Consider the following 14519-nt stretch of genomic DNA (forward strand, 5'->3'; position numbering starts at 1 on the left):
ACCGTTGGACGACTCCAACGAGACCTCAGATCGTTGGTCGAGTAGCGAGCGCCAGCGAGCGTATCGAGACCCGCTGCAGGGGGTCTCGATACGCCCGCTCGTTCCTCGCGGACTACTCGACCAACGAGGTGCCCCTAATGTGGCGGGTGCCACCCTTCGACGCGATAACAGGAGTACGACGTGAGCGACGAGACCCTCTCGAACCTGCTGAAGGAAGACCGCCGGTTCGAGCCGCCGGCCGAGCTGGCGGCGAACGCCAACCTGACGGAGGAGGCCTACGAGCGGGCGGCCGCGGACCGTGAGGGCTTCTGGGCCGAGCAGGCCGACCGGCTGAGCTGGGACCAGAAGTGGGACACCGTCCTGGACTGGACCAACCCGCCCTTCGCGAAGTGGTTCGTCGGTGGCCGGCTGAACGCGGCGTACAACTGCGTGGACCGCCACGTCGAGGCCGGGCACGGCGACAAGGTCGCCTTCCACTGGGTCGGCGAGCCGGCCGACGACAAGCGGACCATCACCTACAGCCAGCTGAAGGACGAGGTCAGCCAGGCGGCCAACGCGCTGACCGACCTCGGCGTCGGTGCCGGCGACCGGGTCGCGATCTACATGCCGATGATCCCCGAGGCGGTCGTCGCGATGCTGGCCTGCGCCCGCATCGGCGCCCCGCACACCGTGGTCTTCGGCGGCTTCTCCTCCGACGCCCTCGCCTCCCGGCTGACCGACTGCCAGGCCAAGGTGGTCGTCACCGCCGACGGCGGCTACCGCCGCGGCGCCCCCTCGGCCCTGAAGCCCGCGGTCGACGAGGCCCGCACCAAGACCGACGTCGTCGAGAAGGTGCTCGTCGTACGCCGGACCGGGCAGGACGTCGCGTGGGACGACGACGTCGACGTCTGGTGGCACGAGTCGGTCGAGCAGGCCTCGACCGAGCACGAGCTGGAGTTCTTCGACGCCGAGCACCCGCTCTACGTCATGTACACCTCCGGGACGACCGGCAAGCCGAAGGGGATCCTGCACACCACGGGCGGCTACCTCACCGGCGCGGCGTACACGCACTGGGCGGTCTTCGATCTGAAGCCGGAGACCGACGTCTACTGGTGCACCGCCGACATCGGCTGGGTGACCGGCCACTCCTACATCGTCTACGGGCCGCTCGCGAACGGCGCCACGCAGGTGCTCTACGAAGGCACCCCCGACTCCCCCGAGCGCGGGCGCTGGTGGCAGATCATCGAGGAGTACGGCGTCACGATCTTCTACACGGCGCCGACCGCGATCCGGTCGTTCATGAAGCAGGGCCGCGAGATCCCGGACGCCCGCGACCTCTCCAGCCTGCGGCTGCTCGGTTCGGTCGGCGAGCCGATCAACCCGGAGGCCTACGTCTGGTACCGCCACGTCATCGGCGGCGACCGCACCCCCGTCGTCGACACCTGGTGGCAGACCGAGACCGGCTCGATCATGATCAGCCCGCTGCCCGGCGTCACCCACGGCAAGCCCGGCTCGGCGATGATCCCGATCCCCGGCGTCGCGGCCGACGTGGTCACCGAGGAGGGCGAGTCGGTGCCGAACGGCTCCGGCGGCTACCTCGTCCTCACCGAGCCGTGGCCCGCGATGCTCCGCACCATCTGGGGCGACGACCAGCGGTTCAAGGACACCTACTGGTCGCGCTACGCCAAGCAGGGGTGGTACTTCGCCGGCGACGGCGCGAAGAAGGACTCCGACGGCGACCTGTGGGTCCTCGGCCGCGTGGACGACGTCATGAACGTCTCCGGGCACCGGCTCTCCACCACCGAGATCGAGTCCGCCCTGGTCTCGCACCCGAAGGTCGCCGAGGCGGCGGTCGTGGGCGCCAAGGACGAGGACACCGGCCAGGCCGTCTGCGCGTTCGTGATCCTGCGCGACGAGGCGGGCGACGGCGGGGCCGACATCGTCGAGGAGTTGCGCAACCACGTCCGCAAGGAGATCGGCGCGATCGCCAAGCCGCGCCAGATCATGATCGTCGCCGAGCTCCCGAAGACCCGCTCCGGCAAGATCATGCGCCGCCTGCTCCGCGACGTCGCCGAGAACCGCGAGGTCGGCGACGTCACCACCCTCGCCGACAGCTCCGTGATGGATCTGATCTCCGCCAAGCAGAGCGAGGGCAAGGGCGAGGACTGACTCCCCCGATCGCCGAGTCGGCGCGAGTTCGCGCCGACTCGGCGGGCCGGGCGCTCGCGGATAGGGTGGGGCGTGGTGCGCCGGGAAGTCTGGTCGGCAGTCCTGTCGCCGACCCCTCGAAGGGCCCCATGTCCCAGCACCGCTCCCCCCGCCTGTTCTCCCGCGGCACGTTCCTCGAGAGCTCGCGGATCGCCGCGGTGCTGCGCGCCGAGACGACCGGCGGCTTCCTGCTCATCGCCGGCGCCCTCATCGCGATCGTCTGGGCGAACACGCCCTGGGCGCCGTCGTACGCCGACCTTCGCGACCTCCGGATCGGCCCCGAGTCGCTGCACCTCGACCTGTCGCTGGGCACCTGGGCGGCGGACGGGCTGCTGGCGATCTTCTTCTTCGTCGCCGGACTCGAGCTGAAGCGGGAGTTCGTCGCCGGCGACCTGCGCGATCCGCGGCGGGCCGCTCTGCCGGTCGCGGCGGCGGTCGGCGGCATGGCTGCGCCTGCGATCGTCTACGTGCTGTGGAACCTCGGCGCCGACGGCGACCTGACCGGGTGGGCGATCCCGACGGCCACCGACATCGCGTTCGCGGTGGCCATCCTCGCGGTCATCAGCACGCACCTGCCGTCCGGCCTGCGGACCTTCCTGCTGACGCTGGCGGTCGTCGACGACCTGCTGGCCATCACCATCATCGCGATCTTCTACACCGACGAGCTGCGGCCGTCGTACCTCCTGCTGGCGCTGGTGCCGATCGCGCTGTTCGCGGCGCTGGTCCAGCGGCGGATCCGCTCCGGGTGGCTGCTCGTGCCGCTCGCGGTGGTCGCGTGGGCGCTGGTCCACGAGTCGGGGGTGCACGCGACAGTTGCCGGCGTCCTGCTCGGGTTCACGGTGCCGGTGCTGCGCAGCGAGGCCGCTGGCGGACCGGACGCCGGTCCCGGGCTGGCCGAGCACCTGGAGCACCTGGTGCGACCGATCTCGGCGGGAGTCGCCGTCCCCGTGTTCGCGTTCTTCGCGGCCGGGGTGGACGTCGGGGGCCTCTCGGGGCTGACCGACGCGCTGACCGACCCGATCGCGCTCGGCATCGTCACCGGGCTGGTGGTCGGCAAGACGGTCGGCATCGCCGGATCGACCTGGCTGCTGGCGACCTTCACCCGCGCGGACCTCGACGACGAGCTGTCGTGGGTCGACGTGGTCGGGATGGCGATGCTCGCGGGCATCGGGTTCACCGTGTCGCTGCTGATCGGCGAGCTGGCCTTCGGGACCGGCACGCCGCAGGACGACCACGTCAAGGTCGGGGTCCTGGTCGGCTCGCTGGTGGCGACCCTGCTGGCCGCGGCGGTGCTGCGCAGCCGCAACCGCGTCTATCGGCGCCTCTGCGAGGAGGAGGGGATCGACGCGGACGGCGATGGGGTACCCGACGTCTACCAACGCGACCACCGACCCGGTCCCACGGGCTTGTAGGGTCTGCACACCGCATCCCGCTCGCCCTCAGGAGAGGTCCGCATGGCCACCGAACCCGTCCCGGCACCCCGCAAGGACGACCCGACGATCGGCAAGCTCGTCGCCGACGCCAGCCGCGACATCTCGACCCTGATCTCCAAGGAGATCGAGCTCGCCAAGTCCGAGCTGAAGGTGAGCGTGAAGGCCGGCGGGATCGGCATCGCGATGTTCGCCGCGGCCGGGTTCGTCGCCGTGCTGGCGGTCATCATGCTCTCGGTGGCGATCGCCTACTTCATCCACTGGAACGGCAGCGGGCTGAGCCTGCACTGGGCGTTCCTGATCGTCTTCGGCCTCTACCTCGGCATCGCCGGGCTGCTGGTCTTCGTCGGCATCAAGAAGGTCAAGCAGGTCGGCCCGCCCGAGAAGGCCATCGAGCAGGGCCGCGAGATCCCGAAGGCGTTCAAGGGCCAGTCGTGACGTCGCCGGTGACCGGGTCGTAGACGTAGACCTGCTCACCGGCCCGCTGGTCGCGGGCGTGCAGCACGTGGCAGACCGGTGACGCCGGGCCGTCCAGGTCGATGACCGAGGCGCCGGCACCGAGCACCGCCCGCACGAGCGGTGGCGGGGCGGTCAGGTCGATCCGGGTGACCACCCCGGGCGTGACCCACACCGGGACGTCGCCGAGCGTCCCGCTCAGCTGGTGGTGGAAGTGCCCGCACAGGACGGCGTGCACGTCCCTCCCGGCCAGGACGGCGGCCAGCCGCTCCGGCTGCTGCAGCGCCACCGCCGCCATCGTCGGCACCCCGGGCACGTGGATCGGTGGGTGGTGCAGGGCGACCACCGTGCCACCGGGAGCGGGCGCCGCCAGGACGTCGTCCACCCAGGTCAGCTGGTCGTCGTCGAGCTGCCCGTGCACGGAGCCCGGGACCAGGCTGTCGAGGGTGACCACGCGCAGCCCGTCGACCTCGCTCACCGCGGCGCAGCCAGGACCGCTCCTCGCGGCGAGGTCCCGCCCGTCGGGGCTGAGGTGACCCGACCCGAGCGCGGCGGTGAAGGCGGTCCGGTCGTCGTGGTTGCCGGTCGTGTAGACGTGGGGCACGCCGCGCTCGGCGGCGAACGCGCCCACCCGCTCACGGACCACGGAGCACCCGGCCTCCGACCCGTCGTCGGCGACGTCGCCGGTCACCAGGACCAGGTCGATGCCGGCCACGTCGCGCAGGTCGGCCAGCAGGCCGTCGAGGGCCCGGAGCGCGTCCACGCCGTCCTCGTCGGGGCCCGTGGCGCTGACGTGGGTGTCGGACAGGTGCAGGATCCGGTGGCCCATCGCCCTGCCTACCCGGCGCACTCCCCGGTCGAGACCTCGCTGCTGCGCGTGATGCCCTCGGCGGCCGTGTCGGCGACCTGGGCGGCGGTCAGGGCGTAGCCGGTGTCCTCGTCGGTCACCGACGCGGCGAAGACCACGCCGACGACGTCGCCGTCGCGCGCGACGATCGGACCGCCGGAGTTGCCGGGGCGGACCAGGCCGCGCAGCGAGAAGACCTCGCGGATGACCGAGCCCTTGCCGTAGATGTCGGGCGAGCGGAGCCGCTGCTCGGCGCGGATCCGGCCGGCCTGGGCGTCGTACGGGCCGTCCTGGGGGTAGCCCAGGATGACGACCGGGTCCTGCGGCTCGGCGGTCTCGTCGAGGTCGAGCGGGGTGCGGCCCTCGGCGTCGAGCTGGAGCACGGCGAGGTCGAGCTGGGGGTCGTAGAGGACGACGGTCGCGGGCACCGAGTCCTCGCCGAGCAGCACCTCGGGCTCGTCGACGCCGGCGACCACGTGGGCGTTGGTGAGCAGGCGGTCCTCGGCGTACAGGAAGCCGGTGCCCTCGACGCCGCGCCCGCAGCGGTTGCTGGCGCGGACCTTCAACACGCTCTCCTGGGCGACCCGCACGCGGCGACGCTCGAGGAGCTTGTTGTCGCCCGGCGCGACCTCGACGATCCGCTCGGGGGCGAACGGCTCGAGGTAGCGCGGGAAGAAGCTGGTGCCGACGACGTCGTTGAAGGCGTTGAGGACGTTGGGCGCCGAGCGGGGCAGCACGCCGTTGACCTTGGCCAGCACCGTCGACTCGCGGACCAGCGGGGTGACCTCGCCGATCCGGCTGCCGGAGACCGCGACGCCGAGCGCCCAGGCGACCAGCAGGACGGCGGCCGCGCTCAGCAGGGCGCCGCCGATCGCGTCGAGGGCGCGGATCGGCTGCCAGGTGATCTTGTTGCGGATCTTGGCGCCGGCGAACTGGAAGAGCGCCTGGCCCAGGGAGGCGGCCAGGATGACGATGAACAGCGCTCCGAGCGAGACCCACATCGACGGGGAGGCGTCACCCAGCGCGACCGGGGCCAGCCAGACGCCGAACAGACCGCCCAGCAGCAGGCCCGCGGTCGCGAACGCGCCCGTGATGAAGCCCTGCCAGTAGCCCGACAGCGCGTAGGCGACGACGAGCGCGACGAGCAGCCAGTCCAGCAGGTTCACCCCGGCTCCTCGTCCTCGTTCTCGTCGTGCGGGTCGTCGTGCTCGATGTCCAGCATCCCGGCCCGGGCGTTGCGCTGCGTGCGCGAGTCGCCGGCCAGCATGTACGACGGGAGGTCGCGGACGCGCGCATCGTCCCACGGCCGGGACCACCCGAGGTAGTCGAACAGGCGCGCGATGATCCCGCCCGTGAAACCCCACAGGATGACGTCCTTGTCTGGACCGATGAGGAAGCCCGGACTGGTGTAGCCGTTGGGGTGACGGACGGTGATCCGGTGCTCGGGATCGACCAGCTCGCTGATCGGCGCGTGGTGGATCGCGTGCACCTCGGCCCGGCTGACCACCGACGCACCGCCCGGCTCGCGCCACCAGCCGAGCACCGGGGTGACCGCGAAGTTGCTCGGCGGCAGCCACAGCTCGGGCAGGAACCCGAAGACCTCCACCGAGGACGGCGCCACGCCGACCTCCTCCTCGGCCTCGCGCAGCGCCGCGTCGACGACGCCCTCGCCCGGGTCGAGCGAGCCGCCGGGGAAGGACACCTGGCCGGGGTGGGACCGCATGTCGTGGGCGCGCTCGGTGAGCAGCAGCTCGCCGCCGGACGGGCCCTCGCTGAACAGCATCAGCACCGCGCCGAGCCGGGCGCCGGCGCCCTCGGGCGGGACGAACCGGGTGAGGTCGGAGGCCTCGATGCGCTCGGCCGCCGCGCGGACCGGGACCAGCCAGTCGGGCAGGACCACCGGCGCGGTCACAGGGTGATCCCCAGATGCTCCTCGACCAGCGCCGTCAGCTCGGCGACGGAGTCGATCCCGCCGGCCGACATCTCGACCGTGCCGTCCTCGCGGAGGAACGCGAAGGTCGGGTAGCCGCGGGGGCGCAGGCCGGTGCCCTGGACGTCGTTGCCGGGGTCGGCCAGCTGGGGGTACGTCGCGCCGGTGGTCCGGGCCAGCTCCAGGGCCTGCGCGGGGAACAGGTCGTTGGTGATGCCCACGACCGGGACGCGGTCGCCGTACTGCTCGTGGAACGCCTGGATGGCCGGCATCTCGTGGCGGCAGGGGCCGCAGGCGGCGTACCAGAAGTTGAGGACCAGAGGTCCACGCAGCGTGGCGAGGTCGACGTCGGGGCCACCGCCGAGGCAGGCGAGGGTGAGGTCGGGGAGGCCTCCGACGTCCCCGTCGCCAGGCACGTCGCCGGGCGCGCAGTCCTCGACCCCGATCTCGGCCTTCAGCTCACGCAGCTCGGGGGTGTCGACGTCGACGCGCGAGGGCCGGGCGCCGCCGATGGTCGGGTCCTCGGCATCGGGCGCGCAGCCGCTCGCGAGGAGCAGCAGCACGGCCGCCGCTCCGAGGGCCTTCCTCATGCGCGACCCTCGGTCTTCACCAGCTTGGCGGCGGCCTCCGGGTCGGTCGGCCCGGCCCCGAACGACGGACACCACTGGGCGACCGGGCACGCGCCGCAGGCCGGCTTCTGGCTGTGGCAGCGACGCCGGCCGTGCCAGATCAGGTGGTGGCTGAGCATCGTCCAGTCCCGCTTCGGGAAGAGCGCGCCGACCGCGTGCTCGACCTTCACCGGATCGGTCTCCTCGGTCCAGCCGAGCCGTCGGGCCAGGCGCCCGAAGTGGGTGTCGACGGTGATGCCGGGGACGTCGAAGGCGTTGCCGAGCACGACGTTGGCGGTCTTGCGGCCGACGCCGGGCAGCTTCACCAGGTCGACCAGCCGGCCGGGCACCTCGCCGCCGTGGTCCTCGACCAGCGCGGCGCTGAGGCGCAGCAGCGACTCGGTCTTGGCCCGGAAGAACCCGAGCGGCCCGACGATGCCCTCCAGGGTCGCCCGGTCGGCCGCGGCCATCGCCTTCGCGTCCGGGTAGGCGGCGAACAGGGTCGGGCGAACGGCGTTGACGCGCTTGTCAGTCGTCTGGGCCGACAGCACCGTCACGACGAGGAGCTGGAACGGGTCGTCGAAGTCCAGCTCGCAGCGCGCGTCGGGGTAGGTCTCGGCCAGCACCCGGTCGACCTTGCGGGCTCGGCGGACCAGGCTGGTGTCGGGCTTGGTCGCGGTCACCGGGGTCACAGGCACGGATTCAGGGTACGGCGGGGCACCGACAGCGCGGCCGTCGTACCCGCGACTCGCGGGGGTCCGGTGTCGCCTGTGAGATACCCCACTGGCTAGGATCACGACGGAATGCCTTTGCGCAGGTGAGGGCGGACATCCGGTCAACCAGGAGGACCCGTGGACAACGACGTACTGCGTCAGGCGCCGCTGTTCAGCGCCCTCGACGACGAGGCCGCGACGGCGCTGCGCGCGTCGATGGCCGAGAACCGGCTGCGCCGCGGCGACGTGCTCTTCCACGAGGGCGACTCGGGCGACAAGCTCTACATCGTCCTCGACGGCAAGGTGAAGCTCGGCCGTACGTCGTCCGACGGCCGCGAGAACCTGCTCGCCATCCTCGGCCCCGGCCAGATGTTCGGCGAGCTGTCGCTCTTCGACCCGGGCCCGCGCTCGGCCACGGTCACCGCCGTCACCGACGCCGCGTTCGCGTCCCTTTCCCACGAGGACCTGCTGCGCTGGCTCGAGGGCCGCCCGGTCGTCGCCCGCGGCCTGCTCGCCCAGCTCGCCGGCCGGCTCCGCAAGGCCAACGACGTCGTCGCCGACCTGGTCTTCTCCGACGTGCCCGGCCGCGTCGCCAAGGCGCTGCTCGACCTCGCCGACCGCTTCGGCCGCACCGCCGACGACGGCGTGCACGTCCACCACGACCTCACCCAGGAGGAGCTGGCCCAGCTGGTCGGCGCCTCCCGCGAGACCGTCAACAAGGCGCTCGCCGACTTCGCCTCGCGCGGCTGGCTGCGGCTGGAGCCGCGCTCGGTCGTGATCATGGACGTCGAGCGGCTGGCCCGGCGGGCCCGCTGACACTTCCCCGGTTCACCGGGGAACTAGGACGTTCCCGGGCGTTACTTCGCCCAGGAACGTCCGGATTCGGCTGAGAAGGTCGGAGAAAGTCGGCCCGACCGACCCCCCGGACACCCCCTGCCCGGCGTAGGAGGGGGTGAGAGGGGGTCGGGTGACTCACGAGGACGACTTCGACGCGTTCGTGATGGCGCGCACGAGCGCGCTGGCGCGGACGGCGTACCTGCTCACGGGGGACGCGCACCTCGCCGAGGACCTGGTCCAGACGGCGCTGTTCAGGGCGGCCAAGGCCTGGTCGCGGATCGAGGGCGACCCCGAGCCCTACGTCCGCCGGATCCTCTACACGCAGAACGTCTCGTGGTGGCGGCGCCGGCGGCTGTCCGAGGTCCGCCTCGGCTCGTACGACGCCCCCGCCGTCCCGTCCGACCCGGACCTGCGGCTCAGCCTGGAGAGTGCCCTCGCCCTGCTGACCGTGCGGCAGCGGACGGTGCTGGTGCTGCGCTACTTCGAGGACCTGACCGAGGTCCAGACCGCGCACGCCCTCGGGATCTCCCCGGGCACGGTCAAGTCCACGACCCGGAACGCGCTGGCCCGGCTGCGCACCCTCGCGCCGGAGCTCGGCGACCTGGTGGGAGGAGCGTCATGAGCATCCACGACGAGCTGGAGCGGATCGCGGCCCGGGCTCCGGAGGTCGTCGTACCCGCTGACATGTGGGCGCGGGCGCGGCGGGCCCGGCGGCGCGACCGGCTCGGGGTCGTCGCTGCGGTCGTCGCCGTGCTGGCGGTCGCCGGGACGCTGGCCTGGCTGCCGACGCGGGACGGGCTCGAGCCGGTGGACGGGCGGACGCTCGGGGTGCCGAACCGGTTGTGGGCGGTGCCGGAGCGGATGTCGGACCGGGAGAACGACGACTCGTGGATGCGGGATGAGGTCTCGTCGCAGCTCGATGTCGGGACGGCCGCCGCCGCCTGGACGACGCCCGGAGGACTGCCGGTGGTCGTGGGGGCCGCGGACGGCGCGTACCACCTGCTCGATCTCCCGGACTTCGGTGGCAACAACTTCCTCCTGAACTACGGCCTCGGCGGCTCGCCGGTCGCACTGTCACCGGACGGGTTACGCCTCGCCTACGCCTACGCCCACTTCGGACCAGACGCAGCCACGGAGCCCATCCCGAGCGGCGTGCGGGTGCTCGACCTCGAGGAGGGTTCGGTAACCGACCACCCGATCCTCGGAGCGGAGGGCACGGCCGTCGGGACCCTGACCTGGTCCTCGGACGGACGGTGGCTCGGCTGGACCGGTGAGCGCTACACCTCCTGGACCGAGAGCTCCACGGGTAGCGCGTCGCCGTTCGCCGGGCGGATCGATCTCACGACCGGCTCGGTCGACCAGATGCGGATCGGCGAGCCCAGTGCCATGACGGTGGCGATCGCCGCCGACGGAGTGCTGAGCATCGTCGGCAACGACCGGATGGTCCGCTGGGACGGCGAGCGCCGGGAGGCGCGTCGCCTCCGCGGATTCTGGTCGGGCCGCGGCGTCGTCACCGCCGACGGTTCGATCGCCGCCGGAATCGACTCCGAACTCGCCGTACAGCTGCTCGATCGCCGCCTGAAGGTCTCCACCATCGACGCGAGCGGCGAGCTGAACCCCGTCGCCGGCGGCACCGCCACCGTCCTCGGCATCACCGCCGATCGGCTCGTGGTCCGCACCAGCACCCTCGACTCGTCGGACGGCGCCCTGCTGCTGCTCGAGCGCGACGGCATCAGCGCCACCGTCGCCGCCGTCGACGCCGACGTCCCCGACACCCTGACCCTGGCCACCGACCTGATGACCACCGAAAGGCCCACCGTCGACCGCCCCGAGCCCGACTGGCCGACCGACTGGGGCCGGGTCCTGACGATCGGCGGCTGGATCCTGGTCGGAGCCGCCGCGCTGGCCCTCCTGGCGTGGACCGTCCTGCTGCGGACCCGGCGCTCGCCGTACTCCTCCCCCGGCGCGCGGCGTCCTGTCCCCTGAACAGCGCGATTGCGCCGGTCGTGGGGCCGACGGACCCGAGCCGCGCCGCCGCTCAGCGCAGGAACACCCACCACAGGACCGGCAGCGACGACAGCGGTACGGCGAGCACGCCGACCACCCAGTCGCGCCGCGTGGCGGCGTCCCAGTCGGGGACGGCGGGACGCTCGGCGAGGGTGGAGGGGACGGCGGGGAGACGGCGACCGGGAGCGCAGAGCAGCGGGAGGCCGGTGTCGCCGGGCTCGCCGACCACCTCGGCGACGGCGAGGGGCGGGCCCTCACCGGTGATCGACGAGTCGCGGGTGCCCCAGGACGTGTTGCGCTGGGTGAGCATGGCCCAGTAGATCTGCCAGCTGATCACGGCCGAGTAGGCGAAGGCGTAGGCGATGCCGCCCCACCAGTGCGGGCTGCGCTTCACGCCGGCGTAGAGCAGGCCGTAGAGCACGGCGACGACCTGCAGGCCGACCAGGTAGAGCCAGGGCGAGCCGCCGAGGAAGACCGGGCGGATCACCAGGGAATGCAGGGCGACCAGCGGGCCGAGCAGCTGGAAGAGCACGCTGGCGTAGACGCCGAACGCGGCGATCAGCGGCCAGCGCCAGGCGAAGCGGACGACGTACAGGGTCTCGCGCAGCCAGGACTTCTTCCAGCGCAACTGCTGGGTCAGGAACGCCTTCCAGCGGTCCGGCACGAGCGTCGCGCTGACCGCGGTCGACTGGTAGCGGACCTCGCGGCCGCGGCGCAGCAGCGCGTTGGTGAGCGCCCGGTCGTCGCCGAAGGTGGCCTCCTGGCCGAGGAAGCGCTGGTTCTCCCACTCGTGGAGGACCTCGAGGAGCTCGGAGCGGCGGTACGCCGAGAAGCAGCCGGACGCGCAGGTGACCGCGCCGTACCGCGACTCCGCGGCCTTGATGACCCGGAACGCGGCGAAGTAGCGGACCTGCTGCAACCGGGTGAGCAGGTTGGTGCCGGGGTTCTGGACGTCGGCGTGGCCGGTCACCGCGGCGACCCGCCCGGTCCGGTCGCCGACGAACGGCTTGACCAGCTCGCGCAGCGCCTGCGGCTCCAGGACCGAGTCGGAGTCGACGAAGACCACCAGGTCGGCGCCGTCCGCGGCTCGTACGGCGGCCGCCATCGCGGCCCGCTTGCCCCGGTTGCGCGAGAACTTGATGCCGTCCAGCAGCGGGTGGCGCACGGCGCTGGCCTTGATCCGCGCCCAGGTGTCGTCGCTGGAGCCGTCGTCGACCACGACCACGCGCAGCTTGTCGGCCGGGTAGTCGACCCGGAAGAGCGCGTCGATGGTGTCCTCGACGTGCGCCTCCTCGTTGAAGGCGGGCACGGCGATGACCAGGCTCGGCAGGTCGGCGTCGGGCACGGTGGTGGTGTCGGGGCGGTAGCGGGAGGCCACCGCCACCCGGGTGACCAGGTACGCCGCGAGCAGGTAGGCGTAGACCTGCAGCACCAGCGAGGTCGCCAGCGCGTCCCCGACCTTCAGCGACAGCACGAAGACGAGCAGCGCGGCGGCGTACGCGACGACGGTGAGCCGCCACAGGGCGTGCGCCCAGCCGACGCGACGGTGCGGGGCCGGCGTGGGCGCCGGCTCCGCGGGAACGACGAGCTCCGGCTCGAGGACGGCGGTCACGGCTTGCTCCCCTGCAGCTCGGCGAGGTTCCAGATCGTCTGGTCCTCGCGGCCCAGCCGCCAGAACCCGAGGTTCCAGCCGCGGTCGGCCGCGAGGGCCGCGCGCCGCTGGATGGTGCGGTCGTCGACGTACCAGAGCACCCGCTGGGCGCCCGGGACGGACGGGTCGGCGGCGGTCATCACGTTCTCCGCCGAGTCGGTGTCGAACACGTGCGACGTGAACTGACCCAGCACGGCCAGGACGCCGTCGTACTCGCGTGTCGTCGCGGCGCGACTCAGGCACACCCACTCGACGACGAGCGTGCCCGCCCCCGGCGTGCCCTCGTACGACGTCCGCGCACGGGCCGTGCGGCTCGGCACCGGGCAGGCCGGGGCGGTCGGGAACGGCGTGCCCGGCCAGGCGATCCGGTCGGTGCGGACGACGGTCTCGGACCAGTCCATGGCGTAGAGGTTGGTGCCGAGCGTGAGCTCCGCGGTGACGTCCGGCCGGTCCTCGAGCAGGTCGTGGAAGTAGTCGGTCACGGCCGCCAGCCAGCGCGCGTCGGCCACCGGGCCGGACTCGCTGGTCGACCAGTGCAGGCCCCACGACATCACCCAGAGCTCGTCGACGACGGCCCCGAGCCGCGCGTAGTCGAAGAGGTAGGCGCGTGGGCGGACCGTGCTGGCGGACGCGGAGTCGGTGCAGTAGAGGACCGCCCGGGTCTGCGGGTCGGTGCGGGTGCACCAGTTGGGCGAGACGGCCACGCTGACCAGGCCGCCGTCGGCGTGCACCAGCGCGGTGATCTCCTCGACGAAGGCGCTGTAGCCGTCGCGGAGCCGCTGCCAGCGCTGCATCTTGGTCAGGTCGCCGACGCCGGTCGCCGGCATGTTCATCTCGAGGTCGAGGCTGGCGCCGTCGTACCCGCCGTCGCGGACGATCGCGGCGATTGTGGCAGCGCCGTGGGCGCGGGCGGCCGGGTCGGCGACCAGCGCCTCGATGGCGCCGGGGTCCTCGGAGTGGAAGCGGGGCAGCACCTTGACGCCCCGGTCCTGGAACCAGGTCGTGAGGGCGGGCCGGCCGGTCCCGGTGACGTCCCCGGCGCGGGAGACCTCGAAGAAGGTCGGGAAGACCCGGTCCAGCTGGCGGTAGTGGCGCTGCGCGTCGGTGAACGACTCGCCGTCGCTGGTCAGCACGTAGGCGCGGACGTCGCCGGTGGCCTGCTCGGGCCGGCCGGAGGTGGTCCGGAGGGTCACCGGCCGGGACAGGTTGCCGGCGCGGTCGCGGGCCCGGACCGCGAAGGTGTACGTCGTGCTGGGGCGGAGGTTGCGGGCGACGTACGAGCGAGTCGCCGAGCCGCCCAGGACGACGCCGTCGCGGTAGACGAGGTAGCCGGTGACGCCGACCCGGTCGCCGGCGGCCGGCCAGGTGAGCCGGACCTCGCTGCCGGTCCGACTCGTGGCGCTCAGCGTCGCGGGCGCGGTCGGGGCGGTGCGGTCGAGGCAGGCGGGGGTGCGCAGCCTGGCCCCGGGCGAGGCAGCGGAGCGGCGGCCCCGGCGGTCGACGGCCACGGCGGTGACGCGGTAGGTGCGGCCGCAGGCGAGCGGCACGGCGACCCGGGAGGTACGGCGGGTGGTGGCGACCGTCTTGCCGCCGGCCTTGATCCGGTAGGTGAGCCGGCCGGCGCCCCGCGAGCGGCCGAAGTCGACGACGGCACCCTGCTGGGTCACGGTCGCGACGGTGAGCGGTCCGGGGCGGGTCGGCCCCGCGGCGGGGGCGGCCTCGGCCGGAGCCGCGGCGAGCAGGCCCAGCCCCAGGCTGGTGAGGAGAGCAGCGACCACGGTCGCGGCGGACGACGGCACGTTCGGACTCCTGGAGGTGCGGGTGACCCGGGGGCGCACGGCCCCCGGGTCACC

At 72.9% G+C, this 14519-nt stretch carries 13 protein-coding genes; 6 read left to right on the plus strand and 7 right to left on the minus strand.

The genetic code is table 11. The annotated features are described in order from the left end of the window. Window positions 1-180 precede the first annotated feature (180 nt). From acs to BLT76_RS09000, 3 genes are all read left to right on the plus strand, one after another. Window positions 181-2148: an acetate--CoA ligase gene (gene acs / locus BLT76_RS08990; RefSeq protein ID WP_090854039.1), complete on the plus strand. Its 1968-nt coding sequence runs from the start codon at window positions 181-183 to the stop codon at window positions 2146-2148. Window positions 2149-2276: 128 nt separating this feature from the next. Next, window positions 2277-3599, plus strand: a complete 1323-nt coding sequence (gene nhaA / locus BLT76_RS08995) for a Na+/H+ antiporter NhaA (protein ID WP_090854043.1) — start codon at window positions 2277-2279, stop codon at window positions 3597-3599. A gap of 42 nt (window positions 3600-3641) precedes the next feature. Continuing rightward, window positions 3642-4055 (plus strand): phage holin family protein, encoded by a 414-nt coding sequence (locus BLT76_RS09000; protein ID WP_090854046.1) that lies wholly within the window; start codon window positions 3642-3644, stop codon window positions 4053-4055. Here BLT76_RS09000 and BLT76_RS09005 read toward each other — a convergent pair. From BLT76_RS09005 to nth, 5 genes are read right to left on the minus strand one after another with little or no spacing between them, the layout of a single operon-like run. Next, on the minus strand, window positions 4039-4902 hold the full coding sequence (locus BLT76_RS09005) for a metallophosphoesterase (protein WP_090854049.1): 864 nt from the start codon (window positions 4900-4902) through the stop codon (window positions 4039-4041). The two genes, BLT76_RS09000 and BLT76_RS09005, sit on opposite strands and share 17 nt — an antisense overlap. 8 nt (window positions 4903-4910) lie before the next feature. Next, window positions 4911-6086 (minus strand): MarP family serine protease, encoded by a 1176-nt coding sequence (locus tag BLT76_RS09010; RefSeq protein WP_090854052.1) that lies wholly within the window; start codon window positions 6084-6086, stop codon window positions 4911-4913. Beyond that, window positions 6083-6832 carry an NUDIX hydrolase gene (locus BLT76_RS09015; protein WP_244509329.1) on the minus strand — a complete coding sequence of 250 codons (750 nt, stop codon included), beginning with the start codon at window positions 6830-6832 and terminating at the stop codon, window positions 6083-6085. Before BLT76_RS09015 ends, BLT76_RS09010 begins: the two co-directional genes overlap by 4 nt. Beyond that, on the minus strand, window positions 6829-7440 hold the full coding sequence (locus BLT76_RS09020) for a TlpA family protein disulfide reductase (protein ID WP_090854055.1): 612 nt from the start codon (window positions 7438-7440) through the stop codon (window positions 6829-6831). Before BLT76_RS09020 ends, BLT76_RS09015 begins: the two co-directional genes overlap by 4 nt. Continuing rightward, the gene (gene nth / locus BLT76_RS09025; RefSeq protein WP_244509330.1) at window positions 7437-8156 is read right to left on the minus strand and encodes an endonuclease III; all 720 of its coding nucleotides are present in this window, start codon (window positions 8154-8156) and stop codon (window positions 7437-7439) included. The genes BLT76_RS09020 and nth overlap by 4 nt, the downstream gene beginning before the upstream one ends. A 153-nt stretch (window positions 8157-8309) precedes the next feature. Here nth and BLT76_RS09030 point away from each other — a divergent pair, with 153 nt between their 5' ends. From BLT76_RS09030 to BLT76_RS09040, 3 genes are all read left to right on the plus strand, one after another. Continuing rightward, complete coding sequence (locus BLT76_RS09030) at window positions 8310-8987, plus strand: Crp/Fnr family transcriptional regulator (RefSeq protein WP_090854061.1); 678 nt, start codon at window positions 8310-8312, stop codon at window positions 8985-8987. 151 nt (window positions 8988-9138) lie between these two features. After that, window positions 9139-9630 (plus strand): SigE family RNA polymerase sigma factor, encoded by a 492-nt coding sequence (locus tag BLT76_RS09035; RefSeq protein WP_244509331.1) that lies wholly within the window; start codon window positions 9139-9141, stop codon window positions 9628-9630. After that, the gene (locus BLT76_RS09040) at window positions 9627-10994 is read left to right on the plus strand and encodes a WD40 repeat domain-containing protein (protein ID WP_090854064.1); all 1368 of its coding nucleotides are present in this window, start codon (window positions 9627-9629) and stop codon (window positions 10992-10994) included. Before BLT76_RS09035 ends, BLT76_RS09040 begins: the two co-directional genes overlap by 4 nt. Before the next feature lie 52 nt (window positions 10995-11046). Here the strand turns inward: BLT76_RS09040 and BLT76_RS09045 are convergent, their stop codons facing one another. Together BLT76_RS09045 and BLT76_RS25360 are read right to left on the minus strand one after the other, a co-directional pair. After that, window positions 11047-12627, minus strand: a complete 1581-nt coding sequence (locus tag BLT76_RS09045) for a glycosyltransferase family 2 protein (RefSeq protein WP_139175456.1) — start codon at window positions 12625-12627, stop codon at window positions 11047-11049. Then, on the minus strand, window positions 12624-14465 hold the full coding sequence (locus BLT76_RS25360; RefSeq protein WP_139175457.1) for a fibronectin type III domain-containing protein: 1842 nt from the start codon (window positions 14463-14465) through the stop codon (window positions 12624-12626). Before BLT76_RS25360 ends, BLT76_RS09045 begins: the two co-directional genes overlap by 4 nt. Between the last annotated feature and the right edge of the window lie 54 nt (window positions 14466-14519).

It is taken from the genome of Nocardioides lianchengensis, assembly GCF_900101465.1.
Lineage (GTDB): Bacteria > Actinomycetota > Actinomycetes > Propionibacteriales > Nocardioidaceae > Nocardioides > Nocardioides lianchengensis.